The 26,100-nt window shown below is 74.1% G+C and carries 19 protein-coding genes and 1 pseudogene; 13 read left to right on the forward strand and 7 right to left on the reverse strand.

The features are described 5' to 3' along the window. Both C2865_RS23455 and C2865_RS23460 read left to right on the forward strand, forming a co-directional pair. Nucleotides 1-228 (forward strand): annotated as a pseudogene (locus C2865_RS23455) (ABC transporter permease); the annotation flags it as partial. A 262-nt stretch (nt 229-490) separates the two neighbouring features. Further along, nucleotides 491-1,030: a hypothetical protein gene (locus C2865_RS23460; protein WP_157963893.1), complete on the forward strand. Its 540-nt coding sequence runs from the start codon at nt 491-493 to the stop codon at nt 1,028-1,030. Nucleotides 1,031-1,073: 43 nt separating this feature from the next. On the opposite strand, the gene C2865_RS23465 is transcribed toward C2865_RS23460, so the two are convergent. The 6 genes from C2865_RS23465 to C2865_RS23490 form a co-directional block, all read right to left on the reverse strand. Further along, nucleotides 1,074-1,688 (reverse strand): TetR/AcrR family transcriptional regulator, encoded by a 615-nt coding sequence (locus tag C2865_RS23465; RefSeq protein WP_106400723.1) that lies wholly within the window; start codon nt 1,686-1,688, stop codon nt 1,074-1,076. Continuing rightward, on the reverse strand, nt 1,685-2,473 hold the full coding sequence (locus C2865_RS23470) for a tyrosine-protein phosphatase (RefSeq protein WP_157963894.1): 789 nt from the start codon (nt 2,471-2,473) through the stop codon (nt 1,685-1,687). Before C2865_RS23470 ends, C2865_RS23465 begins: the two co-directional genes overlap by 4 nt. Nucleotides 2,474-2,508: 35 nt before the next feature. Further along, a complete protein-coding gene (gene phnE, locus C2865_RS23475) occupies nt 2,509-3,333 on the reverse strand; it encodes a phosphonate ABC transporter, permease protein PhnE (RefSeq protein ID WP_106400724.1) in 825 nt (274 codons plus the stop codon). Continuing rightward, nucleotides 3,333-4,142 (reverse strand): phosphonate ABC transporter ATP-binding protein, encoded by an 810-nt coding sequence (gene phnC / locus C2865_RS23480; protein ID WP_198653553.1) that lies wholly within the window; start codon nt 4,140-4,142, stop codon nt 3,333-3,335. The genes phnE and phnC overlap by 1 nt, the downstream gene beginning before the upstream one ends. A 5-nt stretch (nt 4,143-4,147) precedes the next feature. Continuing rightward, complete coding sequence (gene phnD, locus C2865_RS23485; protein ID WP_106400726.1) at nt 4,148-5,074, reverse strand: phosphate/phosphite/phosphonate ABC transporter substrate-binding protein; 927 nt, start codon at nt 5,072-5,074, stop codon at nt 4,148-4,150. A gap of 144 nt (nt 5,075-5,218) precedes the next feature. After that, nucleotides 5,219-6,391 carry a CobW family GTP-binding protein gene (locus tag C2865_RS23490; RefSeq protein ID WP_106400727.1) on the reverse strand — a complete coding sequence of 391 codons (1,173 nt, stop codon included), beginning with the start codon at nt 6,389-6,391 and terminating at the stop codon, nt 5,219-5,221. Between the two features lie 71 nt (nt 6,392-6,462). Between C2865_RS23490 and rpmG the strand changes: the two genes are divergently transcribed. The 11 genes from rpmG to C2865_RS40185 all read left to right on the forward strand — a co-directional run bounded on the left by rpmG (nt 6,463) and on the right by C2865_RS40185 (nt 25,081). Beyond that, the gene (gene rpmG, locus C2865_RS23495; RefSeq protein WP_106400728.1) at nt 6,463-6,627 is read left to right on the forward strand and encodes a 50S ribosomal protein L33; all 165 of its coding nucleotides are present in this window, start codon (nt 6,463-6,465) and stop codon (nt 6,625-6,627) included. Beyond that, the gene (locus C2865_RS23500; protein WP_106400729.1) at nt 6,627-6,875 is read left to right on the forward strand and encodes a type B 50S ribosomal protein L31; all 249 of its coding nucleotides are present in this window, start codon (nt 6,627-6,629) and stop codon (nt 6,873-6,875) included. Before rpmG ends, C2865_RS23500 begins: the two co-directional genes overlap by 1 nt. Next, entirely contained in the window at nt 6,872-7,108 is a 237-nt protein-coding gene (gene rpmB / locus C2865_RS23505) for a 50S ribosomal protein L28 (protein WP_106400730.1), read from the forward strand. Before C2865_RS23500 ends, rpmB begins: the two co-directional genes overlap by 4 nt. Beyond that, nucleotides 7,108-7,413 carry a 30S ribosomal protein S14 gene (gene rpsN, locus C2865_RS23510; RefSeq protein WP_106400731.1) on the forward strand — a complete coding sequence of 102 codons (306 nt, stop codon included), beginning with the start codon at nt 7,108-7,110 and terminating at the stop codon, nt 7,411-7,413. The genes rpmB and rpsN overlap by 1 nt, the downstream gene beginning before the upstream one ends. A gap of 10 nt (nt 7,414-7,423) precedes the next feature. Further along, nucleotides 7,424-7,588: a 50S ribosomal protein L32 gene (gene rpmF / locus C2865_RS23515; protein ID WP_106400732.1), complete on the forward strand. Its 165-nt coding sequence runs from the start codon at nt 7,424-7,426 to the stop codon at nt 7,586-7,588. Nucleotides 7,589-7,835: 247 nt separating this feature from the next. Next, nucleotides 7,836-11,720, forward strand: a complete 3,885-nt coding sequence (locus C2865_RS23520; protein ID WP_198653554.1) for a non-ribosomal peptide synthetase — start codon at nt 7,836-7,838, stop codon at nt 11,718-11,720. After that, nucleotides 11,717-18,088: a type I polyketide synthase gene (locus tag C2865_RS23525; protein WP_106400734.1), complete on the forward strand. Its 6,372-nt coding sequence runs from the start codon at nt 11,717-11,719 to the stop codon at nt 18,086-18,088. Before C2865_RS23520 ends, C2865_RS23525 begins: the two co-directional genes overlap by 4 nt. 22 nt (nt 18,089-18,110) lie before the next feature. Further along, nucleotides 18,111-19,619, forward strand: coding sequence for an ABC transporter substrate-binding protein (locus C2865_RS23530; protein ID WP_106400735.1), 1,509 nt, complete (start codon nt 18,111-18,113; stop codon nt 19,617-19,619). Further along, the gene (locus C2865_RS23535; RefSeq protein ID WP_198653555.1) at nt 19,616-20,542 is read left to right on the forward strand and encodes an ABC transporter permease; all 927 of its coding nucleotides are present in this window, start codon (nt 19,616-19,618) and stop codon (nt 20,540-20,542) included. Before C2865_RS23530 ends, C2865_RS23535 begins: the two co-directional genes overlap by 4 nt. After that, nucleotides 20,536-22,716 carry an ATP-binding cassette domain-containing protein gene (locus C2865_RS40935; protein WP_106400736.1) on the forward strand — a complete coding sequence of 727 codons (2,181 nt, stop codon included), beginning with the start codon at nt 20,536-20,538 and terminating at the stop codon, nt 22,714-22,716. The genes C2865_RS23535 and C2865_RS40935 overlap by 7 nt, the downstream gene beginning before the upstream one ends. Continuing rightward, nucleotides 22,700-25,081, forward strand: a complete 2,382-nt coding sequence (locus C2865_RS40185; RefSeq protein ID WP_198653556.1) for a methyltransferase — start codon at nt 22,700-22,702, stop codon at nt 25,079-25,081. The genes C2865_RS40935 and C2865_RS40185 overlap by 17 nt, the downstream gene beginning before the upstream one ends. Before the next feature lie 98 nt (nt 25,082-25,179). On the opposite strand, the gene C2865_RS23555 is transcribed toward C2865_RS40185, so the two are convergent. Beyond that, nucleotides 25,180-26,100: an NAD(P)/FAD-dependent oxidoreductase gene (locus C2865_RS23555; RefSeq protein ID WP_106400738.1), complete on the reverse strand. Its 921-nt coding sequence runs from the start codon at nt 26,098-26,100 to the stop codon at nt 25,180-25,182.

Below are 26,100 nucleotides of genomic sequence, written 5' to 3' on the forward strand. Positions count from 1 at the left end.
AGCTCGAAACTGCCCACGCCCCTGCGCGTCGTCGCGGAGTGGAACCCCGTCTCCACCTTCACCCAGGCGGCCCGCGAGCTCTTCGGCAACACCAGCACCGCGATGCCGGTCTCCGACGCCTGGCCCATCCGTAACTCCATCCCCGCGTCCCTGCTCTGGATCGCCGTCATGCTGATCGTGTTCGTCCCGCTGGCGACCCGCCTCTACAAGAAGGCGGTCAGCGCCTGACCCCGGTGCGACACCAAGGCGTCCCTCCGACGACCACGCCGGAGGGGCGCCTTCGGCACCGCACCGGCAGGCGTCCGCTTCGGGGGGATAGAGGCGATGTCCCGTGTGCTCCGGGATGTTCTGCTCTGTCCCGCGGGACATGCCGCTTCCTAGCCTCGCCCGAGAGGGCCGGTGTGTCGCGGCGGTACCGAGGCCGTTTCCGTGAGCGACGGGGAAGCCGGGCGGGAGCGACATGTGGTCTCGGCAGGGCGGGACGCCATGGGTGCGGGCGCTGTTCGCGGCACTGGCAGTGCCGGGGCTGCTGGTCGGCGGCTGCGGGGGAGACGGCGGTGAAGGCCGGGCACGGGCGGAGGCGGCGTCGCCGAAGCCTCCGGTGGAGTTGAACGACGAGCTCACCGTCTCCCACGTGACCCAAGAGCGTGCCGTGCCGTGCCAGAAGAAGGAGCTGGAGCACCGAAACATGTGCTACCGGGTGAGTGACGGCTTCAGCACACGCCGGGTGAAGGGCGTCGAAGCCCTGATGCCCGACCCGGAAAAGGGGCGTACCTGGGCCGCCGTGCAGGTGGATTTCGAGAGCCCGGAAGCCGCGTTGCTCGCGGAGATGACCGAGAAGGCGAACAAGATCTATATCGCCGATCCGTACGCGCCCGGGGCGAAGATCGCGGTCGTGTACGGGGGCTCCGAGGTCGTGGCGGTCGCGCCGATCATCAATGGTCCGTTGACCAGTGGCGGTATGGAGGTCGATCCCGGCCTCTTCACCGACGAGGAGGCCAGGGACCTGGTCGCGAGAATGACCGCGTGACCCGAGTGCCCTGAGCACGGGCGCCGGCCGAGGGGCGGGACGGTCAGGTCGCGATCCCCCGCCAGACCAGGTCGAGGGCGGCCGCGCAGCGTGCCCGCGCGGCCGGGTCGGTCAGGGGGGCGCCCCGGACGACGACCTGGTAGTAGAAGACGCCGTTCATGGTGTCGATGGCGGCCTCGACGTCGATGTCGGCCCGTACCTCGCCGCGCGCGATGCCGCGGCGCAGGGCCTGGGCCAGCGGCTCGCGGCGCCGGGCCACGTGCGACCGCCAGATGACGCGTTGCAGGGCGCGGTCGGCCAGGCCGAGGCGGATGCGCAGCCGCAGCCGGTCCTCGGGGTAGCGGCCGGGCGCCTCCAGCGCGTCGAGGTAGGCGCCCAGCACGGCCTCCCGGACGGGGGCGTCCGGGAGGGGATGCGCCGGGTCGCGTCCCTGGTCCAGGGCCGCGGCGACCAGGTCGGTGAGGGAGCCCCACCTGCGGTACACGGCCGAGCGGCTGATCCCGGACCGGGCCACGACGGCGTTCACGGTCACCTGTTCGCCGCCGTCGACGAGTTCCCGGACCGCCGTGAGCACGCGGTCGTCGATGTCGGGGCGGCGGGGGCGGCCGGGCCGCCGCCCGGACGCGGCCGGGCGGGGCGCGGCCTCGGTGCGGCTCACGGAACCTCCGCGGGGACGCCCGGTTCGACCAGCCGCTCGCGGAGGCGGGCCTCCGTCTCCGGTGTCAGACCCGCGTCGCGCAGCAGGCCGAGCAGCCCGGACGCCCCGCCGAGTTCGGCGAGCATGGTCTGCATGGTCTCGGCCTTGGCGCCGCCCAGCCCGGGCGGCATCTTCTCGCGGTACTCCTCCATGTCGCCGAGGAAGGGCTGCATGATGCCGGACAGGCGGGCCATGAGGGCGTCGTGGACGTCGTCGGTGCGCACGTAGTCGGCGACGATCGCGTCCTCGCCGGCGCCCAGCACGGACAGCAGCGCTGCGGCGAACTGGCCGGTGCGGTCCTTGCCGGCGGCGCAGTGGAACAGGGCGGCGCCGTCGGTCTCCGCGATCGCGGACAGGCCCCGGACGGCCAGGTGGCCGGTGCCGCGCATGCTCTGGGCGTACCAGCGGCCGAACTCGACGACCGGGTCGTCGACGCTGGTCATGCGCTCCATGAGGTGGGCGGTGCCGCCGGTCATCTGCGCCATGAGGGGCAGGTGCAGGTGGCGCACACCGGCGTAGGCCTCCAGGGGCCCGCGGCCCGTGCGGGCGAGCTCCTCGGGGGTGCGCAGGTCGACGACCAGCCGCAGCCCGTCGTCGACCAGCGCCCGGGCGGACGCCTCGTCGACGGTGCAGACGTCGTCGGAGCGCAGCACGAGGCCGGGGCGGACGGCGCCGCCCGCGACGGGGATGCCGCCGAGGTCGCGCAGGTTGGCCAGGGGGGACAGTGCGAAGGAGGGGATGGACACTCTCGTCTCTCTTCCGGGTCGGGGACGGGGCGCCGTCAGGAGATCCTGCGGCGGACGATCGCGGAGACCTGGTCGATGACGGTGACCAGGACGATGATGCAGATGACCATGGCGCTCAGATGACCGTAGTCGTACATGCGCATGGCGGTCGTCAGCTCCAGGCCGATGCCGCCCGCGCCGACCATGCCGAGGATGGTGGCGCCGCGGACGTTGCCCTCGAACATGAGCAGCGTGTAGCTGGTCAGCAGCGGCGCGGCCTGCGGCAGCACGCCGTACCGGATGATCTGGCGCTTGGAGGCGCCCACGGCCTGCATCGCGGTGACCGGTCCGCGGTCCACGGACTCCATGGCCTCCGCGAAGATCTTGCCCATCGAGCCGGCCGCGCCGACCGTCATGGCGAGGATGCCGGCGAACGGGCCGAGGCCCACCGCGGAGACGAACATGAGCGCGAACACCAGGTCGGGCAGCGAACGGATGACGTTCATGACCCAGCGCGTCGGGTAGTACAGCCACCGCGGCGCGATGTTCGAGGCGGCGCCGAACGCGCAGAACAGGGAGAGCGCGGCCCCCAGGACGGTGCCGACGATCGCCATCTGCAGCGTCTCGACGAGCAGTTCCAGGATCGTCGGCAGTTTGTCCCAGGTGGGCGGGAACAGGCGCGAGAGGAACTCGCCCATGTTGGAGGCGCCTTCGCCGAGCTTGGCGAAGTCGAACTCCGCGCCCACCATCGACCAGGCGACGATGACGGCGGCCAGGGCCGCGCCGAGCGTGTTGCGGGCCCGCGGCACCCGGAACGTCTGCTCGAGGCGGGCGCGTTCCCGGGGATCGAGGACGGGTCTCTTCGGGCTGAGGACCGCCATCAGTCCTCGTCCTTCTCGTCGTCGACGTCGTACAGCGGGGCGAGCTGCTCCGCGGAGAGCCGCGCGGTGGGCGCGGAGACGAGGACCTCGCCGTGCCGCAGGCCGATGACGCGGTCGGAGTGCCGCAGCGCGAGGGGCAGCACGTGCAGGCTGACCAGGACGGGGATGCCGTCCTCACGGGCGATCCGCTGCAGCAGTTCCAGGACGGTGTGCGACAGCTTCGGGTCGAGTGAGGCGACGGGTTCGTCGGCCAGGATCACCTTCGGACCCTGCATGAGGGCTCGGGCGATGGCCACGCGCTGCTGCTGCCCGCCGCTCAACGCTCGGGCCTGCTCCTTGGCCTTGTGCGCGATGCCGACCCGGTCCAGCAGTTCCATCGCCCGGCGGCGGTGCGCGGCGGAGAAACCGCCGACCAGGTTGATCGGCCCGGCCTCGTGCAGGGCACCCGTCAGGACGTTCGTCAGGACGGAGAGGCGGTCCACGAGGTTGAACCGCTGGAACACCTGCCCGACGTCGGCGCGCAGGCGCCTCAGCTCACCGCGCCGCAGGCCGGCGACGTCGTGACCGGCGACGCGCACGGACCCGGAGGTGATGGGCGCGAATCCCGTCAGGGACTTCATGAGGGTGGACTTGCCGGAACCGGAGGAGCCCAGCAGCGCCACGGTCTCGCCGGGACGCAGGTCCAGGTCCACGCCGTCCAGGACCAGGGGGCCGTCGTCGTAGGCGACCTTCAGGCCCCGCACGGTCACGAGGGCAGGGCCCGTGCCGCCGGACACGAGGTCGACGGGGGGAGCGGTGTTCGTCTTCACCGTGCTCATCCCAGGTCGGAGATGTCGACGTCGGCCACGGCGGCGATCTCCACGAACGGCTGGAAGATCTCCTTCGCGGGCTCGACGATCGGCTCGACTCCCTGGGGGAACGCCTCGCCGTACGGGCCCAGTTCGGCGGCGTTCTCCGGGCTGAACACCTGCGGGATGCCCTTGAGCAGCGCCGCCCGCTTCTCCTGGCTCATCGCCTGGTTGCCGAGCACGGAGATCGAGACGGGCATCGACACCGACTCGCCGATGACCTGGTACTCGCCCTCCTCGAAGGGGAACATCTCGGTCTGAGGCATCATCGTCGCGGTGCAGGCGACGTCCACCTGGCCCTTCTCGATCGCGGTGAAGCTCATCTCGTGGCCGCCGGAGAACATCGGCTTGTAGTCGGTCTTCGGGTCGAGCCCTGCTTCGTGCAGCATGTGGGTCGGCATGAAGTAGCCGGACGAGGACGCCGGGTCGGCGAACGCGATGACCGTCTCGGGCTTGATGTCCTTCATGCTCGTGATGGGGCTGCCCTTGAGCGTGAAGCACAGGGAGACCGGCTCGTCCGCGGCGCCCGGCCAGGCCACCAGCGAGTCCACCTTGCCGGTGTTCACGGCCAGGGCGGAGGGGAAGCCGCTCATGATGCCGATGTCGGTGTGCCCGTTGCGCACCGACTCGATGACCGCCGTGTAGTCGGGCACGTCGGTGATCTCCACCTTCATGCCGGTCTTCTCCTCCAGGAGGCGGACGATGCCGTCGACGGGGGTGGTGGCGGTGCCCGGGTCGTCGCTCAGCGGCAGGGTGGCGAACCGGATGACGTCGTCCTCGCCGCCCTCGGCGGCGCCGCCCCCGCAGGCGGACAGGAGCAGGGCGGACACGGCGGCCAGGGCCGCGGTGCCGGTGGCGCGGGCGCCGCGGAAGGCACGGAGACGCGGGAACATGGGACGACCTTTCGGGGGAGATCTTGCGGTTCTGCTGCCCCCCAGGCAACCGGGCCCCGGTGAACGCGAATTACGAGACCGACGTACCGGGAACGGAAGTCCCGGTGAACGGGCCCGTTCCGCGCACGGCCGTCACCGCCCTGGTCAGCGGGGTGGTTCCGCGGACCACGCGGGCCTCCCGAGGTCGAGGAAGGGGGCGAAGGGGTCCTCGGCGGGGTCCAGGGGCTCGCCGGGGACGAGCAGGCAGGCGTCCAGCAGCGCGTGGACGCGGTCGCGGTCCAGGTCGGGGCCGGTGAAGACCAGGTGCTGGACGCGGTCGCCGTGCTCGGGGCACCAGTCCAGGTCGGCGGCCAGGACCCGGGCGGCGGGCAGCCGGTCCCGCTCGGCCGCGGGCAGGGCGGCCAGCCAGGCGCCGGCGTCCTCGACGCCGACGACCCCGGCGGCGGCGTCCCAGGCGATCATGCGGTCGGGGCGGTTGGCCAGCCAGAACCGGCCGCGGCTGCGCACGGTCTCGGCGGCCAGGGCGTCGGCCGCGTCGAAGAACCGGCCGGGGTGCAGCGGCCGGCGCTCGCGCCACACGACGGTGTCGACGCCGCCGGTGCGCGTCTCGCACGGCAGGACGGCGGTGGCCGGGTCGACGCGGGCGGCCAGGTCCGCGGGGCGCAGGGCGGGGCCCGCCACCGCGGGCAGGGGGTCGGCGGTGACGCTCAGCGGCGTGGTCGGCGTGAGATGGCCGAGGATCTCCCGGCACAGGTCCAGGTCCTCGGCGGGGACTCCGGGCAGCGGGGCGGGCATGAGCTCGGGCAGGACGAGGGCGGTGGCGTACTCGATCTGGCGGGCCAGGACCTCGGCCAGGTAGCGCCCGTCATCGGCCGCGCCCGCCTTGCCCGTCTCGCGCAGCAGGTCGCCGCGGCACAGGTCGGTCGGCAGGTGCTCGGCGTCCAGCGCGGTCAGGACGGCGGTCAGGCGCAGCCGGTCCGCGGTCTCCGCGTGGTCCAGCGCCTCGGCGACCGTGCGCGGCTCCACGCAGTCCCACAGCTCCGCCACCAGCAGCGGCGCGGACGCCGAGCGCCGCAGCAGCTCGGGCAGCAGGTCCTCGCGCACGGTGCAGGAGACGCAGCCGTGCGCGAGCCGCAGTTCGGCCCGCTCCAGGACGCCGTACGCGTCGCGGACGGTCCGCGTGACCCGGCCGTCGGAGATCCCGCGCAGGTCGTGGTGGATCGCCTCGGCGCCGGGGTTCTCGCGCAGCAGGCGGTCGACGAGCGCGGCGCGGGCGGGACCGTGCAGCCCGGCCACCAGCACGACGGGTACGGACATGACAGCACCTCACTTGCAATGATAATCGTTTTCATTATCATGGCACATCCGCCCAGCAGAGAGGACGGACCATGGCCCGCAACGAGCTGCGTCCGCTGATCAGACTGCGGTCGACCGCCGGTACCGGACACGCCTACGTGACCCGCAAGAACCGGCGGAACGATCCCGAACGCCTGACCCTGCGCAAGTACGACCCGGTCGTGCGCAGGCACGTGCTCTACCGAGAGGACCGCTAGTGAAACCCGGCATCCACCCCGAGTACCGGCCGGTGGTGTTCCGCGACGCCTCCGCCGGCTTCGCCTTCCTGACGCGCTCGACCGCCACCAGCGGCAAGACGGTCGAATGGGAGGACGGCAACACCTATCCCGTCATCGACGTGGACGTGTCGTCGGCGAGCCACCCCTTCTACACCGGCCGCACCCGCAACCTGGACACCGCCGGACGCGTCGAACGCTTCCAGCAGCGCTACGGGGCCCGCTCGTGAGCGCGCGCTGCCAGCTGACCGGCGTCCAGCCGGCCTTCGGCAAGAAGGTCTCCCACTCCCACCGGCGGACCTCCCGCCGGTTCGACCCCAACATCCAGACCAAGCGGTACTTCCTGCCCGGTGAGAACCGCACGGTCAGGCTGAAGTTGTCGGCCCGCGGCATCAAGACCGTCGACAAGATCGGCGTCGAGGCGGCCGTGCGGCGCATCCGCGCCCGAGGGGGGAAGGTCTGATGGCCAAGAAGAGCAAGATCGCCGCCGACGAGCGCCGCAGGCGCGTGGTCGCCCGGCACTCCGCCCAGCGCGCCGAGCTGAAACGCATCGTCTCCAGCCCGCACACCTCCCTGGAGGCCAAGGCCGCCGCCGTCCGCGCGCTGAGCGGGCAGCCGCGGGACGCCAGCGCCACCCGGGTGCGCAACCGCGACGCCGTCGACGGCCGCCCCCGCGGGTACCTGCGCCGCTTCGGCCTCTCCCGCGTCCGCTTCCGGGAGATGGCCCACCGCGGCGAACTCCCCGGCGTCACCAAGTCGAGCTGGTAAGGAGCCCGCCATGGCAGTCCCCAAACGCAAGAAGTCGCGTTCCAACACGCGTACCCGCCGCGCCCGGTGGAAGGCGTCCCGTCCCGGCCTCGTCGAGACCGTGGTCGACGGGCGGACCGTGCAGGTCCCCCGCCGCCTGGTCCGCGCCTACCAGCGCGGGCTCCTCTCCTTCTGAGAACGCGTCTTCTGAGAACGCGTCGCCCCGCCCCTTCCGAGTGCCGAAGGGGCGGGGCGACCCATGTCGGACGCTCTGAGCGGGGAGCGGAGGAGGCCGTGCGGTACGTCCGGATACCTCCAATCAGGGGGCTTTTGCGGAGAAGGCCGTTGAAGGTGGGAATGAAAACGGTTATCGTTCCTGAGATATTCCGTCATGTTCCGCCATGCTCTGCCTAAGGGGATCGATGACTCTCTCGTCTTCTGTCGTGTCCGTCGACGACGTCGTGGACCTGGTCGCGGGGGTCCTCGGGCTCCCGCGGGAGCAGGTGGACCCCGACACCGCGCTGACCGTCCTCGGGCTGGAGTCCTTCACCGCCGTCCGGTTGCGCAGGCGGCTGCGCGACCTCGGCATGGACCTGCCCATGACCGCCTTCCTGGGGAGCGCGACGGCGCGCACGGTCGCGGCCGGCGTCGCCGATCCCGGCGGGGAGGCCGGCACGGGGGAGGGCCACCCGCTGACCCCGCTGCAGACGGCCTACTGGATCGGCCGCGACCGCGCGTTCCCGCTCGGCGGGGTGGCGACCTTCTACTACCGGGAGTACGACCGGTCCGCGGCCGACCCCGAGGCCGACCTCGCGGCGTTGGAGGCCGGCTGGAACCGGCTGGTCGCCCACCACCCCATGCTGCGCATGGTCGTCGACCGCGCGGGCGGGCAGCACGTCCTGCCGTCCGTCGAGGACTACCGCATCCGGGTCGAGGACCTGCGCGGCCCGGACGCGGACCGGGCCGAGCGGCGGCTCGCCGAGCTGCGGTACGAGCGCTCCCACCAGATCAGGCCCGCCGACCGGTGGCCGCTGTTCGACATCACCGCGGCCTTCCTGCCCGGCGGCCGCACCAGGATCTTCCTCGGCGTCGACGTCCTGGCGCTCGACCTGGCGGGCTGGATGCAGATCCTCGCCGAATGGGGCGCCGTGGTGGCCGACCCGGGCCTGGAACTGCCCGGCTCGCCGGTCTCCTTCCCCGAACTGGTCGCACGGCGCCGAGAGGACCCCGACGAGAGCCTCCGCAGGATCCGGGACGAGGAGTACTGGCGGGCACGGAACCTGCCCCCGGGCCCGGAGCTTCCCTGGACCCGCGACCTGGCCGAGGTCCGCTCGCACCGTTTCACCCGCGCCTCCGCCGAACTGGAGGCCGCGGAGTGGGAGGCGCTGCGCGAGCGCGCGGCGCGTCGCGGGCTGAGCCCCACGGGCGTGCTGCTGGCCGCGTGCGGACTGGTGCTGTCCCGGTGGGGGGCGGGCGGGCCGTTCTGCCTCAACACGACGCTGTTCGACCGGCCCGACGAGCCGGAGCTCGCCCATCTGGTCGGTGACTTCACCTCCACGGTGCTCGTCGAGATCCCGCGGCCCGACCTCAGGGAATGGGGCGGCTTCGGGGACTTCGCCGCCCGGGTCAACCGCCGCTTCTGGACCGACATGGAGCATCGCGCGGTCTCCGGCGTGGAGGTGCGCGGCGGCGGCGACCTCACCCCGGCCCACCCGGTGGTCTTCACCAGCGGCCTGGGACTGAGCGAGCCGGGCCGCGCCCCGGCGGACTGGCTGGGCGAGGAGGTCTACGGGATCTCCCAGACCCCCCAGGTGGCGCTCGACCACATCGTCCACGACGAAGGCGGACGGCTGCGCATCGCCTGGGACGCGGTCGAAGGGCTCCTGCCGGACGGGTTCGCCGAAGGCATGCGCGACGCCCACCTGCGGCTGCTGCGCCGCCTGGCCGAGGGCGAGGAGGCCTGGAGCGATCCGGCGCTGGGCTGGGACCCGTCGTTCCTGGCGGAGGAGCCGCTGGAGCAGCGGCCCTTCGGCGACGCCGGGCCGCTGCTGGACGACCCGCTGCGCCGCGCCGCGCGCACGTGCGTGGACGGGCCCGCGCTGCTCGACGCGCGAAGCGGCATCACCCACGGGGAACTGGCCGAGCGGACCGCCCGGATCGGCTCGGCCCTGGCGGCGTGCGGCCTGGGCCCCGGCGACCTCGTCGCGGTCGCCTTCGACAAGGGAGCCGAGCAGGTGACCGCCCTGCTCGGCGTCTGCGCGAGCGGCGCGGGATACGTGCCGGTCGAGCCGTCGTGGCCCGCCGACCGGATCGCCTCGGTGTGCGAGCAGGCCGCGATCGCCCACGCGGTCGTCCCCGACGGCGACACGACCGCCTGGCCCGCCGGGGTCACCGTCCACCGCCTCTCGCAGTGCCTGCGGGGCGGCGAGGCGCGACCGCGCCGCGCCGAGGCGGACGACCTGGCCTACGTCATCTTCACCTCCGGCTCCACCGGACGGCCCAAGGGCGTGGCCATCGAGCACCGGGCCGCCCGCACCACCATCGACGACCTGATCGACCGGTTCCCCGTCGGCCCGCAGGACCGCGTCCTCGGCCTGTCCGCCTTCAGCTTCGACCTGTCGGTGCACGACGTCTTCGGAGTCATGGGCACCGGCGCGGCGCTCGTGCTGCCCGACGCCGCCCGCCAGCGCGATCCCGGGCACTGGCTCGAACTGATGGAACGCCACCGGGTCACTGTCTGGAACACCGCGCCCGCCCTGATGGAGATGCTCGTCGAGTACGCCGAACTCGAACCCGAACGCACCCGCAGGGCGCTGGCCCCGCTGCGCGTGGTGTTCCTGTCGGCGGACTGGATCCCGGTGACGCTGCCCGACCGGGTGCGCGCCCTGGCGCCCGACGCGCAGATCATCAGCCTCGGCGGGGCCACCGAGGCCTCGATCTGGTCGATCTGCTTCCCGATCGGCCACGTCCCGCCGTCGTGGCCGAGCATCCCCTACGGGCGGGCGCTGCGCGGCCAGTGCTTCCACATCCTCGACCCGCGGGGGCGTCCGTGCCCCGTCGGGGAGTCCGGCGAGCTGCACATCGGCGGTGACGGGCTGGCCCGCTGCTACATCGGCGACGACCAGCAGACCCGCGAACGGTTCGTCACCGATTCCGTCCTGGACCGCAGGCTCTACCGGACCGGCGACCTGGGCCGCTGGCGCGCCGACGGCACCATCGAGTTCCTGGGCCGCCTCGACCGCCAGGTGAAGATCCGCGGCCACCGCATCGAACTCGGCGAGGTGGAGTCCGCGCTCGACCGCACACCCGGCGTGCGCCACTCGGTGGCGCTGTCGATGCCCGGCCCCGACGACCGCCCCCGCCTGGTCGCCTTCCTCGTCGGCGACCCCGCCGCGCCGCCCACGGACGAGGACCTCGTGACCCGGCTGCGCGAACGGGTCCCCGACTCCATGGTCCCCAGCCGCTTCGTCCGCCTGGCCGACTTCCCCGTCACGGCCAACGGGAAGATCGACTACAAGGCGCTCCCGAACCCCTACCGCAGGCGGGCGCCCTCGACACCCGCCCGGCCGGACATCCCCGCCCCGGCGGTCCCCGCACCGGAGACCGAGGCCGTGCCGGTCGCCGGGCCCTCCACCGAGGCCGAGCTGGCCCTCCTGATCCGGACGGCCGTGGAGCAGGGACTCGAGGTCACCCTGCGGATCACGGCAGGGGCACTGCCTCCCTCCCGGGCACTGACCACCGCGGGAGCCTGCGCGTCGGCACTGCGCGCCGCAGCCGCCCGCAGCGGCCTCTCCCTGGACGAGCGGCTGGCACCCGGCACGCTGATCGAGCTCACCACCGGTCCGGGAGCCGCGGCCCCGCCTGACCCCCTGCCGGACGAGGCGCTCGCCTGGTCTCCCGCTTCACGCACCGCCGCCGAGCCGTCCGCGGACGAGGTCACCGTCCGCGCTCCGCGGCCCCCCGCACCGGCCGCGGAGCCGGCACGTCCGGACGCCGAGACGGAACGGACGATCACGAAGGTGCTGAGCGAACTGCTCGCGGGAGCCCCGGTGGACGCCGAGACGCCCTTCTTCCGGCTGGGAGCGACCTCGCTGACCCTGGTGCGCGCCCACGCCCGGCTGGTGGAGCTGCTCGACCCGGAACTGGAGGTGGTGGACATGTTCAGCCATCCGACCGTCCGGCAACTGGCGACCCGCATCGCGGGCCGGAGGCGGCCCGCGCCCGAACCCCCTCCGGTCCCGGAGCCGCCCGCCGCGGAGTCCTCGGCCGAGGAACGCGCCCACCAGCGCCGGACGGCCCGCCGCAGGGCGGCGGAGGTGGCCGGATGATCGCCGTCGTCGGACTCGCCTGCCGCTTCCCCGGAGCCGGGGACGCCGAGGCGTTCTGGAGGCTCCTGGCAGAAGAGCGCGAAGGACTCACCCGGCTGGGAGAAGAGGACCTGAAGGCCGCCGGGGCGCCCCGCAGGCTGCTGCGCACCCCGGGGTACGTGCCGGTCGCCGGGCTCATCGAAGGGCAGGATCTCTTCGACCCCGAACCGTTCGGCCTCCCCGACACCGAGGCGGCGCTCCTCGACCCCCAGCAGCGGCTGTTCCTGGAATGCGCCTGGCGGGCCCTGGAGGAGGCCGGTCACGGAGGCGGCAGGGGAGCCGGTTCGGTCGGGGTGTTCGCCGGCGCCGCGCAGAGCGCCTACCTGGCCACCAGCCTCACCGGGCGCTGGGATCCGACCGGCGGCGGCGCCGACCCGTTCGGCAGCCTGCAGACGGCCATCGCCACCCAGACCGACTACCTGCCGCTGCAGACCGCCTACCGGCTCGACCTCACCGGGCCCGCCGTCGCGGTGAACACCTCGTGCTCGACCTCCCTGGTGGCCGTCCACCTGGCCGCCCAGTCCCTGGAGACCGGCGAGTGCGACACCGCCCTGGCCGGAGGGGTGTCGCTGATCGTCCCCCAGGGGCGCGGCTACGTGGCCACCCCCGACGGCATCTACTCCGAGGACGGCAGGGTCAGGCCGTTCTCCGCGCGCGGCACGGGCGTCGTCTACACCCAGGGCGTCGGCGTCGTGGTGCTCCGCCGCCTCCAGGACGCCCTGGACGACGGCGACCCGATCCTCGCCGTCGTGCACGGTTCGGCGACCGGCAACGACGGCGCCGACAAGACCGGGTTCACCGCTCCGTCCGTCCGCGGCCAGGCCCGGGTCCTGGCCGAGGCGCTGGCGGTCGCCAGCGCCGAACCCGCACAGGTCGGCTACGTCGAGGCGCACGGCACCGGCACCCGGCTGGGCGACCCGATCGAGGTGGCGGCGCTGCGCCGCGTGTTCGGCGACACCGGTCCGGCCTGGTGCGGGCTCGGCTCGGTCAAGAGCAACATCGGCCACGCCAACTCCGCAGCCGGGATCGCCTCCTTCATCAAGACCGTCCTGGCCGTCCACCACCGCACGCTGCCCGCCTCGCTGCACGCCGAGCCGGTCAACGAACTGCTGGGCCTGGACGGTTCCCCCTTCGAGGTCGTCACCCGCACCCGCGCCTGGACGGGACCGGAACTGGCGGGCGTCAGCTCCTTCGGCATCGGCGGCACCAACGCCCACGTCGTCGTGGGTCCCGCGCCGCGGCGGCCGGACCCGGCCCCCGACCCGCGCCCCCACCCGGTGGTGCTGTCCGCGCACAGCGCGCGAGCACTGGAACGGACGGCCCTGGACCTGGCCGCCTGGGCCGACCGCACCCGGCCCGACACCGCGGACCTGGCCCACACCCTCCAGCAGGGCCGCCGCCACCACAGGCACCGGCTCGCCGTCGTGGCGCCCGACGGAGACCTGGGCGCGGCGCTGCGCGGGGCCGCGGCCTCCGGGAAGCCGGTGGAGGAGCGGCCAAGGCTGGTCTTCGCCTTCCCAGGAGGCGGCAGCGCCCAGGCGGGAATGGGCGCGAGGCTGTACGAGGCCGAGCCGATGTACGCCGACCACGTCGACGAATGCGCCGAGCTCTTCGCCGAACACCTGGGCTTCGACCTGCGCGAGGTCATCCTAGGCGAGGCGGACGGCGTCCGCGGTCCCGTGCGCGGGCTGCCCGCCCTGTTCACGGTGGAGCTGGCCACCGCACGCCTCCTGGACGACTGGGGCGTGCGGCCCGACGCCGTCCTCGGCCACAGCCTCGGCGAGTACACAGCGGCCGTGCTCAGCGGGGGACTGCCGCTGAAGGACGCGGTCCGTCTCGTGTCCGTCCGCTCCGAGGCCATGGCCGAATCCGCCGGGGACGGCGCGATGCTGGCCGTCCCGCTCGGCGAGGATGACATCCGCGCCCTCCTGCGCGAGCATCCCGGACTCGACCTCGCGGCCGTCAACGCGCCGCACTCCTGTGTGGTCTCCGGACCGCGCGAGCCGATCACGGCCCTGGAACGGGTTCTGCGCGCGGCCGGGCACGAACCGTCCCTGCTGCGGTTCGACGGCGCCGCGCACTCCCGGCACGTCGAGGCCGCGCTGCCCCGGCTGCGAGCCGCGGCGGAAGGCCTGAGCCCCGCACCGCTGCGCGTCCCCGCCTTCAGCACCCTGACCGGCACGGCCGTGGACACCGAGTTCGGCCGAGCAGACCACTGGGTGCGGCAGCTACGCGAACCGGTGCGTTTCTCCCGAGCCCTCCAGGCGGCCGCCGGCACCGGCGCGCTCGTCGTCCAGATCGGACCCGGCTCCGCTCTGGCCTCCCTGGCCCGCGCCCACGGCCTGCCCGCGCTGACCACGCTGCCGTCCGAGCCGGGCGAGGACGACCTGGCGGCCCTCTACGAGACCGCCGGTCACCTGTGGGCCCGCGGGGTGGACGTCGACTTCCCCGCCATGCACCGGCCGGGTCGGCGTCGCCTGGCCTCTCCCGGCCTGGCCTTCCAACCGCGCCGTCTGTGGATCGACCCGCCCGAGGCCCCCGCGCACCGGGCAGACGAGCCCGACGAGGGCGAACCCCTGCAGATCCCGGTCTGGACCCAGTGCCCGCCGCTCGACCGGGACACCGTTCTCGACGGCCGCTGGCTGGTGGCCGGGACGGACGACGAGCTCCTGACGGCCCTGAGGGCGGCCGGAGCCGACGCCCACTCCCTGGACGCGGACGTCGAGTCCGGCGGCTGGACCGGAGTGGTGGTCCTCGCCGATCTCGACGAGCGGCGGCGGCACGACCCTGACGCGGTCACCGAAGGCGTCCTGCACCACGCCCGGCTCGCCGAACGCCTGTTCACCGGCACGGACACGCCCGAATTCCTCCTTCAGGTCACCCGCGGAGCCCACCGGGTGACCGGGACGGAACACCCCAATCCCGCGCTGGCCGCCCTGCACGCCCTGCCGCGGGTCATCGCCCAGGAGCAGCCGGGAGTGCGCTGGCGCGTCCTCGACCTGGACGGGATCTCGGGAGCCGCCGATTCCGTCCCCGCCGAACTCGCCGACCTGCGCGGCGGGGATTCCGGCCAAGAGGTGGCCGTCCGCGGCGGGACCCGCTGGATCCGGGGGATCACGCCGTGGTCTCCGATCCGTGCCGAGGCCGCTCCGGCGCCCATAACGGACGGGCAGGCGATCGCCCTGATCACCGGCGGCCTGGGCGACGTCGGCCTGACGATCGCCGAGCACCTGGCCCGCAAGGGCCTGCGGGTCGTGGTCACCACCCGGGGGGCCGGCGGCGAGGAACGGAGCCGCTCGCTCGAGCGGCTGGCCGCCGAGGGCCTGGACGTCGAGGTGAGGAGGCTGGACGCCGCCGACGCCGAGGGGACGGCCGGATTGCTGGCCGAACTCGCGGAGCGCGGGCGGCTCGCCCTCATCGTCCACGCGGCCGGCGTGGTGGCCGGCGCCGACCTCCAGCCGATGCGGCACGTGCGGGCCGAGCACGTCGACGGGCACGTGCACTCCAAGATCGGCGGGGTGCTCGCCCTGCGCGAGGCCGTCGGACGGCTCCCCGAGGCGAAGCGCCCCGGGACCGTCGTGCTGATGTCCTCGGCGGGCACCCTGGTCGGCGGGATCGGAATGGGCCCGTACTGCGCGGCCAACCGCTTCCTGGACGCCTTCGCCGAAGAGGCCGCGGACGGCACCGCGACCCGGTGGACCAGCATCGTGTGGGACGTCTGGAAGGCGGGCCCCGAAGGCGGGGAGCGGCTCACCCGCCTGCCCTACGCGCTCGGCGCGGCGACCGGCATGGCGGCGCTGGACCGGGTGCTGGCCCACCCGCTGCCCGTGGTGGCCGTCTCCAGCACCGACCTGCGCGACCGCATGGCCGAAGCGGCGTACGCCGAACCGGTCGAGGCCGGCGCCGACGCCTCGGCGCTGAGCGAGACCGAGCGTGAGGTGGCGGCGGTGTGGTCGCGCCTGCTGGGCGTAGAGGTCGCCTCCGCCGACGCGGACTTCTTCGCGCTCGGCGGCCACTCCCTGCTGGCCACCCGCATGCTGGTCATGCTGCGCGGCCTGTTCGGGGTGGAGCTGCGGCTGCGCGACCTGCTGGGCCGGCCCACGCTCGGCGCGCTCGCGAGCCTGCTCGGCTCCGGTGAGACGCGGTCCCTGCCGGAGCCGGTCGCCGTCCCCACCGCTCCCGCGGACGGGACCTTCCCCATGACGCGCGTCCAGCACGCCTACTGGATCGGCAGGCAGGGCGGTTACGCGCTCGGCGACATCGCCTGCCACTTCTACCTGGAGTACGACTGCCCGGACCTGGACCTGCCCCGGTACGAGCGGGCTTGGCGGCAGGTAATCGAACGGCACCCGATGCTGCGGGCCATCACCACCCGCCAGGGTGCCTTCCAGATCCTCGACCACGTGCCGCCCTACCGCATCCGCGTGCACGACCTGACCGGCCTGGACGAGACGGCCCGCGAGCAGAGGCTGACCCGGCTGCGCGCCAGGATCTCCCGCGACCCCGGCCCGTCCGACCGGTGGCCGCTGGTGCAGATCCAGGCTGCCAGGCTGCCCGGCGGCCGCGTCCGCCTGTTCCTCGGCGTGGACGTGCTCGTCTGCGACGCGGGCAGCTACTGGATCATCGACCGGGAGGTGCGCCACTTCTACGAGCGGCCCGACGAACCGCTTCCCGCGCCCGCCCTCGACTTCGCCGCCTGCGTGCGGGCGATGGAAGAGAACGGGGACGAACGCGCCGCCCGCTACTGGCGGCGGCGCACCCTGCCCGGCCCGCCGCCGCTGCCGGTCGACGCCTCCTTCGAAGGGGCGCCGCGGTTCGTACGCCGCACCGCCCGCCTGGAACCCGCCGCCTGGCAGCGGCTGCGCCGGGAGGCCGCCCGCCGGGGCGTCACCCCGACCGCGGTGCTGCTGACCGCCTACGCCGAGGCCCTCGCCGCCTGGGCGGAGACCGAGCACTTCTCCCTCACCCTGACCCTGTTCGACCGGCCCGCGATCCACCCCGACGTGGACAAGGTCGTCGGCGACTTCACCTCCCTGCTCATCCACGAGATCGACCGCAGGGAACCCGGCCCGTTCGCCGAGCACGTCCGCAGGGTGCAGGAGAGGCTGTTCGCCGACCTGGACCACCGCGCGCACTCGGCGCTCGACCTGCTCTCCGAGCGGGGCGCGGGCTCGGTGCCGGTGGTGTTCACCAGCGCCCTGGGACTGGAGGACCTCGTGGGCGGCGAGCCGGACCTGCAGTGGGTCGGCGAGCAGGTGCACGCGCTCAGCCAGACGCCGCAGACCTGGCTGGACCACCAGGTGCTCGTCCAGCGCGGTGAACTGCTGCTGCAATGGGACGCCGTCGCGGACCTGCTGCCCGACCACGAGGTGGACGCGGTGTTCACGGCCTACGCCGAACGGGTGCGCGCCCTGGCCTTTGAGCCGTCCGCGTGGGAACCGCAGGCACGCCCCGAGGAGGACGACGCGCTCGACGACGCCCTCATCCCGCTGCGCGCGGGCACGCAGGCGCGCACGCTCTTCCTGCTGCACCCCTCCGGCGGCGACGTCATGTGCTACGCCGAGCTGTCCCGGCTCCTGGACGAGCGGTTCGAGATCGTCGCGCTCACCGACCCCGACCTGGTCGGCGGACGGGCCCCGGGCGGGCTGCCCGGCCTGGCCCGCCGCTACCGCGACGCCATCCGGCGGCGACGGCCGCACGGCCCGTACCTGCTCGGCGGGTGGTCCATGGGCGGCAGCCTCGGACAGGAGGTGGCGCGGCTGCTCCACGAGCAGGGGGAGCACGTCGCGTTCCTGCTGATGCTCGACTCCAACGACCCTGCTCACATCACGCCGATCGCCGGAGACGAGGAGGCGGAGGCGACGGTGCGGATGCTGGGCGCGTTCGAGGCCTACCTGGACGTCGACCTCGGCGTCGGCACAGAGCGGGAGCGGACCGCCCTGCGGGACCTCCCGCGCGAGGCGCGCCGGGCCGAGACCGCCTCCCGGTTGCGCGCCCGCAGGCTGCTGGGGCGCGGCGACGACGTGGCAGGCCGCGTCGCGGTCTTCGCCCGGCACCTGCGCGGTCTGGCCGCGCACCGGCCCGGCCGGCTGGAGGACCCGGACACCGCCACGCTGCTGATCCGCGCGGACCGTCCGGCGACCCGCAACTCCGGCATCGGCATGGGCGTGGACGACACCCCGCCCGGACTGCCCGACCTGGGCTGGACGGCGCACCTGGCAGGCCCCCTGGAGGTCCACGGCGTGGCCGCCGACCACTACGGCCTCCTGCGCCCGCCGGCGCTTCCCGGGCTGGCCGAACTGATCAACCGGGCGCTCTCGCGCCTGTGACCCCCCTGAGAGAACGGAATCCATGAAAACCCTGCACGTGGGCATCGGATTGCTCATGCTGGCCTTGACCGCCTGCGGAAACGACGGCGGCAAGGCGTCCCCGACCGCAGGCGACACGCTCCGGTACGTCGCGGTCGGCGCCCCCGCCACCGCGAGCCACGACCCGCACGGCGGGATCGGCAACCAGTCCGACCTGACCAGGTTCGCTCTCGTCTACGACGTGCTCACCAAGCCCGGACCCGAAGGCGCCACCGAGTTCAGGCTGGCCACCGCGTTCGAGCCGGACGGGAAGCTGACCACCTGGACGGTCAGGCTCCGCGACGACGCGAAGTTCACCGACGGACGCCCCGTCCGAGCCGCCGACGTGCTGTTCTCCCTGCGGCGCATCCACGAGAAGGCCGCCGAGAACTTCGGGCGGCTGCAGATGTTCGACTTCGCCGCCTCCAGCGTCGTGGACGACCACACGCTGAAGCTCGTCACGCCGCAGCCCTACGCCGAGGTGCCGCGCGCCCTGGAATCGATCAGCTTCGTCGTGCCGGAGGGGACCACCGCGTTCGACAAGCCCGCTCCCGGCTCCGGCCCTTACCGGATGACCGGCGGCAACGCCGAGAACGCCGTGCTGGAACGCAACGAGGGCTGGTGGGGCGCGAAGCCCCCGACCCGCCGGATCGAGATCCGCGCGGTCGTAGACCCGCAGGCCCGCGCCCAGGCGGTCATCTCCGGCCAGGCCGACGTGGCCAGCGCCGTCAGCCCCGCCACCGCGCGGCAGGCCGCGCAGAACGCCGACCTCAAGGTGGTGCACCGCCCCGCCGTCAACATGTACCCGTTCGTCATGCGCCTGGACCGGGAGCCGTTCGACGACCCGCGCGTCCGGGAGGCGGTCAAGCTCGCGGCCGACCGGCAGGAACTGCTCGACAAGGTCTTCCTCGGCTTCGGGCAGATCGGCAACGACCTCCTCACCCCCGCCGACCCCTCCAGTCCGAAGGACGTGCCGCAGCGCTCCCGCGACCTCGACCGCGCCAGGGAACTGCTCAAGGAGGCCGGGCACGCCGACGGGCTGAAGCTGACACTGGCCACCACCACCTCCTACCCGGGCATGGACACCGCCGCGACGCTCTTCGCCGAACAGCTGGGCGAGGCCGGGATCGACGTCGAGGTGAAGACGGAGGCGCCCGACACCTACTGGACGGCCGTGTTCGCCAAGAGCGACTTCTACACCGGCTTCTTCGGCGGCATCCCGTTCACCGACGTCGCCCGCGTCTCCCTGCTCGGCGATTCGCCCACCAACGAGACCGCCTGGAAGCGCCCGGAGTGGGACAAGGCCTTCGGTGACGCGCTGGCCACCGAGGACGAGGCCGCCCGCCGCAGGATCCTCGGCGGCCTGCAGCGCGAGCTGCGCGACGAGGGCGGCTACGTCGTCTGGGGCACCGGCGACGGGCTGGACCTCGCCGCCGGGAAGGTGACCGGGCTGCCCGAGGGCCCCGGCTTCGACAGCGCGTTCATCGAACAGGTCCGCGTGGCGGCTCCGTGATCCGGTCCGTCCCGGCCGCGGCGGGCAGGGCACTGGCCCTGCTCGCCGCGACCTCCCTGATCGTCTTCTGGGCCACCGAGCTGCTGCCCTCCGACGCCGCCGAGTCCAAGGCCGCAGGGCGGGCCACCGGCGCGCAGCTCGCCGCGCTGCGCGCCGAGCTGGGACTCGACCGCCCGGCCTGGGAGCGCTACCTGTCCTGGGCCGGCGGGCTCGCACACGGCGACGCGGGCACCTCCCTGGTCACCGGCCGCCCGGTGGGGGAGATGCTCGCCGAGCGCCTGCCCGCCACCCTCACCCTGGCCGGATGCGCGCTCGCCGTGGCCGTCCCGCTCGCCCTCGTCCTGGCCTGGCGCGTCGGCGCCGCCCCGCACGGGCGGATCGCCGCGCTGACGGCCGTGGCCGCGGCGGTGCCGCAGCCGGTGTTCGCCGCCGCGCTCGTCGCGCTCTTCGCCGGAACCCTGCCCTGGCTGCCCCCCGTCTCGCTCCTGGCCCCCGACACCCCGCCTCTGGCGCAGCCGGAACTGCTCGTCCTGCCCGCGCTGGCCCTGGCCCTGCCCTCGGCGGCGTTCGGCGCGGGGATGCTGGGCGGCGCGGTCGCCGACACCCTGCGCCGTTCTTACGTCCGCGACGCCGCGGCCCGGGGCCTGCCGCCGGCCCGGGTGGCGCTGCGCCACGTGGCGCCCCTCCTGGCGGCCCCCGCCCTGCGGATCCTGGCGCTGCTGACCGGCGGCCTGCTGGCCTCCACCGCCGTCATCGAGGTGATGTTCGGCTACTCCGGACTCGGCGAACTGCTGGTCAGCGCGATCGGCACCCGCGACCTCCCGGTCGTCCAGGCCGTGGCGATGCTCACCGCGGCCACCGTCCTGTCCGGTCTCGCGACCGCCGACGTCCTGGCCGCCCGCCACCGGGAGGAGCCGTGCTGAGGACGCGGGTGGTGATCGCAGGGCTCATCGTGGTCTGGGCTTTGGGCGGGGGTCTGCTGGCGCCGTACGACCCGCAGGAGTCCGTGGGGTCGCCCTGGCAGCCGCCCGGCGGCGGGTTCGTGCTCGGCACGGACGTGGCGGGCCGGGACGTGCTGTCGCGGTTGCTGGCCGGAGGACGGGAGCTGACCCTGGTCGCGCTGGCCGGCGCCGCCATCGCCGGGGCCGTGGGGGTCGCGGGCGGCCTGGCCGCCGGGTGGCGCGACGGCCGGACGTCCCGGTGGCTGACGGCGACGGCGGACCTGCTGCTCGCCGTTCCCTTCCTGCTGCTGGCGCTGCTGCTGGCCGTCGCGCTCCCGGCCCCGGCGGCCGTGATCGCGGGGACGGTCTGCGGAGGCGCGCCTCTGGGCCTGCGGGTGGCCCGCGACCTCGTACGGCAGGTCAGGCACGCCGGGTACGTGGAGGCCGCCCGGTGCAGGGGCGAACGACCGGCCGTCATCATGGTCCGGGAGATCCTGCCCGCGCTGGCCGGTTTCGCCTTCGCCGACCTGCTGCTGCGCTTCGTCCTGGCCCTCCAGCTCGGAGCGGCCTTCGGCATCCTCGGCTTCGGCGCCGATCCCTCCGCTCCCGATTGGGGCCGCATGGTCCGCGAGAACCTGCCCGGCGTCGCGCTCAACCGCTGGGCGCTGGTGGCCCCCGCACTCGCCCTGACCCTCCTCGTGCTCGCCGCCTTGCCGGTCTCCGCCCGCCGGTCCCGTCCCTCGCGGCGGACTCCCGTCCGGTGGCGTCCGGTCGGGGAACAGGTCCCTGCGGGGGAGCGGAGGAGCGCGCTGCTCCAGGTGAAGGGGTTGACCGTCGTGGACGCGAACGGCCGCGGGGTCGTCGACGGGCTGGGATTCGACCTCGCACCCGGCGAGGTGCTCGCACTGACGGGGCCTTCGGGCTGCGGCAAGACCAGCGCCGTCCGCGGAGTGCTCGATGTGCTCGAACCCGGCCTGCGGCGGGTCGCAGGGACGGTGGCGTGGCGCGGGAGCGAGGTGCGGCCGGGACGGGCGGCCCGGCGCTGGCGGCGGACGGAGGTCGGGCTGCTCGACCAGGACCCGGCGGGAACGCTGAACCCGCTGATGAGCGTCGGCTCCCTGGTGCTGGAAGGGTCGGGCCGGACGGCAGGGGAGGCCCGCGCCCTGCTGGAGTCGCTCGGCCTGGACGCCGGGCGGATCTGGGATCTGCGGCCGCGTCCGCTGTCGGGCGGGCAGGCCCAGCGGGTCGCGCTGGCGCGTGCGCTGCTCGAAGACCCGGCGCTGCTCGTGCTCGACGAACCCACCAGCGGCCTGGACCCGCAGACGCTGGACCTGGTCGTGCGCGTGCTGAAGGAACCCGGCCGCACGGCGCTGGTGATCACCCACGACGAGGACTTCGCGTCCCGTGTCGCCGACCGTTTCCTGCGCTTCGCGGAGCCACCGGCATCCGTCAAGCGCCCGGCGCCCGAGAGCACCCCCGCCGGAGCACCGGTACTGCGGGTACGGGAACTGAGCCTGGGGCACGGCGACCGGCCCCTGATCCAGGACGGGGAGCTGACCCTGGCGCAGGGGGAGTTCGTCGCGGTCGTCGGCCCGTCCGGCAGCGGCAAGAGCACACTGCTGCGCGCACTCGCCGGGCTGCGGCCCCCCGAGAGCGGCCGGGCGGACTTCCAGGGGCGTCCGCTCGCCTGGCCGCCGACCGAACGGGACGCCGGAACGCTCCGCGCCATCCAGTTCGTCGGCCAGGATCCCTCCGACGCGCTCAACCCCGCCCACCGGATCGGCACGGCGATCGCCCGCCCGGGACGGGTCTTCGGCATGCCCGTGGACGTCCCCGAGCTGCTGGAGCGCGTCGGCCTCGATCCGGCGCTGGCCGGAAGCCGCCCGGGGGAGCTGTCCGGCGGGCAGCGCCAGCGGGCGGCGCTCGCCCGCGCGCTGGCCGCGCGGCCCGCCGTGCTGCTCGCCGACGAGATCACCTCCGCCCTGGACACCGGCACCGCCGCCGGGCTGCTGGACCTGCTCGACGGGCTGCGCGCCGACGGGCTGGCGCTGCTGCTGGTCACCCATGACACCGCGGTCGCCGCCCGCGCCGACCGGGTCCTCCGACTTTCCGATCATCGACTCGTCCGAACGGAGAACGATGTTCACGCACGCTGAACTCACCGACGCCGCCGCCCGCCTGTCCGGCCACCCCTGGATCGCCGAGGCCCTCCCGGGAGCCGACGGCACGCTGCTCCTGCGCCCCGGCCCGTCGGCCCTGGCGGCGCGGCCCGTCCCGGGCGGGCTCGTCGCCGAGTACCTCGAGCACTGGGGCGAGGTGTACGACTGGACGTACACGCGAGGCGACGGAAGGCACGCCGAGGACCTTGACCTGTCGGGCTGGCGGGCCTCCGACACCGGGCAGCCGCTGCCGGTCGAGCACATGCGCGCATGGGTGGAGCACACCGTCGACCTGGTGGCGGGGCTGCGTCCCCGCCGGATCCTGGAACTCGGCTGCGGCACGGGCCTGCTGGCGCACCGGTTGCGCGGGCGGGCGGAGGGCTACGTCGGCACGGACGTGTCCGGCACGGCGGTCGAGCGGCTGAGCGCCCAGGACCTGCCCGGCACGGCCTTCGTCCGGGCGGGCGCGCACGAGGCCGCCTCGCCGGAGGTCCGCGCGGCCATGGCCGGGCTGGGCTTCCCCGAGGGCAGGCCCGACTGCGTGGTGATCAACTCGGTGACCCAGTGCTTCCCGGGGGTCGCCTACCTGCGCGCGGTGCTGCACGACGCGATCGAACTGGTCGAGCCCGGCGGCTCGATCCTCGTCGGGGACGTACGGGACGCCCGGCTGCTCGACCACTTCGCCCGGTGGGCCGAGCACGGCGACCCCGAGGCCGCCGCGGAGCGGCGGGCCCGCGAGCCGGAGCTGCTCTTCGACCCGCCGCTGCTGGCCCGCCTGGCCCGCGAGAGCGGCCGGACGGTCCGCATGAGCGTCCATCCCAAGACGATGACGGCCGACACCGAGCTCACCCGCTACCGGTTCGACGCGGTGCTGAGGATCGACTCACCATCACCGGAGGCCGTCCCCGTCGTGCCCTGGAGCGGTGAGAACGCGCTGAAGGAGCAACTCGCGGAGGGCCCCGTCCGCATCGGAGGCATCCCCAACGCCCTGCTGGCGCCCGGCCCGGACGCGGTGACCCCGCACCGGCTGCGCGACCTGGCCGCAGGCCGTGCCGCAGTGGTCGCCGACCCCGCCGATCCCGCCCGGCTCGCGCTGGTCTCACCCCCGGAAGCAGCACCCCGCCCCGTGGAGGAGTGCCCGGGATCGGGCACCGCCCACGACCCGCTGCCCGCGTTCGTGGAGCGCCGCCTGAGCGAGGTCGCACGCGCCGTGCTGCGCCGTTCGTTCCCGGTGGCCGTCCTTCCCTCCGGCCTGCCGGACCGGGCCGACGCCCTGGCGGAAGCCGCGGTCGGCCAGGAGCAGGCGAGGGAGCTGCCGGAGTTCCTGCGCCGCCTGGACGAAGCCGCCTTGGCAGCGATGGCGCTCACCCTGCGCCCGGCGGGCGAGGCGCGCTCCGAGGGCGAGGTCGCCGCGGCGCTGGGCGTCGCCGACCGGCACCGCTGGATCCTGCGGCGCTGGCTCGCCGTCCTGGCGGCGGAAGGCGAACCGGGCCCGGTCGCCACCACCGGCCTCGCCGAGGAAGGAGAACGCCTCGGCTATCCGGCCGAGACCACCCGGTTCATGCTGGCGGCGATGGCCCGGCTGCCCGAACTGCTGCGGGACGAGCTGACACTTCAGGCGCTGCTGTTCGAGGACCCGAAGACCGCCGACGGCGCCTACCGGGAGAACACCGTCAACCGGTACCTCAACGCCGGAGTCGCCGAGGTGATGCGCTGGGCCCGGGAGAAAACCCCGCAGACCCGGCCGCTGCGCGTCCTGGAACTGGGCGCGGGCGTCGGCGGCACCACCATGGACGCCTTGGACGCGCTGGCCGGAGAAGAAATCGATTACCACTTCACCGACGTGTCCCGCTATTTCCTGTCGCTGGGCCGTGAACGCTTCGGCCACCGGAAGGGGGTGCGGTTCGGGCTCTTCGACATCAACGAAGACCCGCTCGGGCAGGGCGTCCCACCCGGTTCCCTGGACGTGGTGCTGTCGGCGAACGTGCTGCACAACGCCCGCGACATCAGGGCGACCCTGTCGGGACTGAGGGAGCTGCTGGCGCCGGACGGGCTGTTCGTCTTCGTCGAGACGAGCCGGGAGCTGTACTCGATCCTGACCTCGATGCAGTTCCTCATGTCCGCCCCGCAGGGCCGCGAACGCCTGGACCCGGCCGACCCCAGGGCCGCCGACGACCGCGTCTTCCTCAGCCGCCGGGAATGGCGGGACGAACTGGAGCGGGCGGGCCTGAACCACTGGTTCACCCTCCCGCGACAGGACCGTCCGCTGTCGGCGACCGGCCTCCACCTCTTCGTCGCACGCCGCGCGCAGCCCGCCGAAGCGGAAGCGGACCACGGCCCGGCAGCGTCATCGCCGTCCTGACGGCACCGGTCCGCTGCGGCCTCCTTCACTTCGGTGGGCGAGAAGGCGGGACCGGCCGCCGGCCGGTCCCGCTTTTTCACCTCCTCACTGGGCGCAGGTCAGATCTCGCCCAGGTCGGATCGGAAGAGGTCGCCCTCCATCCAGACGGCGGCGCGGACGCCGTCGGCGGCTCCCAGCGAGACCAGGGTGACCGCGTCGGGGACGGCCGGGAGCTTGGCGGTGTCTCCGGCGGCCGCCACCCCCGGCACCGTGGTCTGCTGCAGTTCGTCGACCCGCACGGTGCCGTCGGGCAGGATCTCGCAGCCCAGTCCGGCGGCGAGCGAGGCGTGCTGGCGGGTGGGGGCGCGGTGGTAGACCGCCTCGCGGGCCAGGACCTCGCCGTCGGCGAAGTGCACCTCCAGCGCGCCGGGCTCGCCGGTCAGCCGGGCTATCGGCGTGGAGACGACCCGGACGCCGCGCTCGCCGAGCTTCTTGGCGACCCCGTCGGCCAGGTCGAGGGGACCGTCGGTGCACAGCACCACGTCGTCGCTGAACCGGTCGGCGACGTAGAGGGCGAGCATGGCCTCGGCGGGCTCGCGGGTGATCACCGCGAGGGTCTTGCCGGTGGTCTCCCAGCCGTGGCAGAACGGGCAGTGGAAGACGCCGCGGCCGAACCGCTCGGGCAGCCCCTCGATCCGGTAGGGCTCGTCGACCTGGCCGGTGGCCAGCACCAGCCGCCGCGCCCGCTCGACCGTCCCGTCGGCCAGTTCGACCGCGAAGTCCTCCTTGGCTCCGCGCGCGGTCACCACGCTGCCCGCGCGGACCTCCACCGTGGGGTAGGCGGCCAGCTCGGCGCGGCCCAGCGCCAGGAGCTCCGAAGGCGGGAACCCGTCCCGGCTCAGGTACATGTGCATCTCGTCCGCCGGGGCGTTGCGCACCCGCCCGCCGTCGACGACCAGCACCCTGCGGCGCTGCCGCCCGAACACCAGGGCGGCGCTGAGCCCGGCGGGCCCTCCGCCGACCACGATCACGTCGTACAT

It is taken from the genome of Actinocorallia populi (genome assembly GCF_002995495.1).
In the GTDB taxonomy this organism is placed as follows: Bacteria; Actinomycetota; Actinomycetes; order Streptosporangiales; family Streptosporangiaceae; genus Actinocorallia; species Actinocorallia populi.

What these genes read in the sequence shown, in the direction of transcription:
- rpsN (WP_106400731.1), top strand. Translation starts at nt 7,108, where the DNA reads ATGGCCAAGAAGAGCAAGATCGCCGCCGACGAGCGCCGCAGGCGCGTG.
- C2865_RS23555 (WP_106400738.1), bottom strand. Translation starts at nt 26,100, where the DNA reads ATGTACGACGTGATCGTGGTCGGCGGAGGGCCCGCCGGGCTCAGCGCC.
- C2865_RS23525 (WP_106400734.1), top strand. Translation starts at nt 11,717, where the DNA reads ATGATCGCCGTCGTCGGACTCGCCTGCCGCTTCCCCGGAGCCGGGGAC.
- C2865_RS23490 (WP_106400727.1), bottom strand. Translation starts at nt 6,391, where the DNA reads ATGTCCGTACCCGTCGTGCTGGTGGCCGGGCTGCACGGTCCCGCCCGC.
- rpmF (WP_106400732.1), top strand. Translation starts at nt 7,424, where the DNA reads ATGGCAGTCCCCAAACGCAAGAAGTCGCGTTCCAACACGCGTACCCGC.
- phnE (WP_106400724.1), bottom strand. Translation starts at nt 3,333, where the DNA reads ATGGCGGTCCTCAGCCCGAAGAGACCCGTCCTCGATCCCCGGGAACGC.
- C2865_RS23530 (WP_106400735.1), top strand. Translation starts at nt 18,111, where the DNA reads ATGAAAACCCTGCACGTGGGCATCGGATTGCTCATGCTGGCCTTGACC.
- rpmG (WP_106400728.1), top strand. Translation starts at nt 6,463, where the DNA reads ATGGCCCGCAACGAGCTGCGTCCGCTGATCAGACTGCGGTCGACCGCC.
- C2865_RS40185 (WP_198653556.1), top strand. Translation starts at nt 22,700, where the DNA reads ATGTTCACGCACGCTGAACTCACCGACGCCGCCGCCCGCCTGTCCGGC.
- phnD (WP_106400726.1), bottom strand. Translation starts at nt 5,074, where the DNA reads ATGTTCCCGCGTCTCCGTGCCTTCCGCGGCGCCCGCGCCACCGGCACC.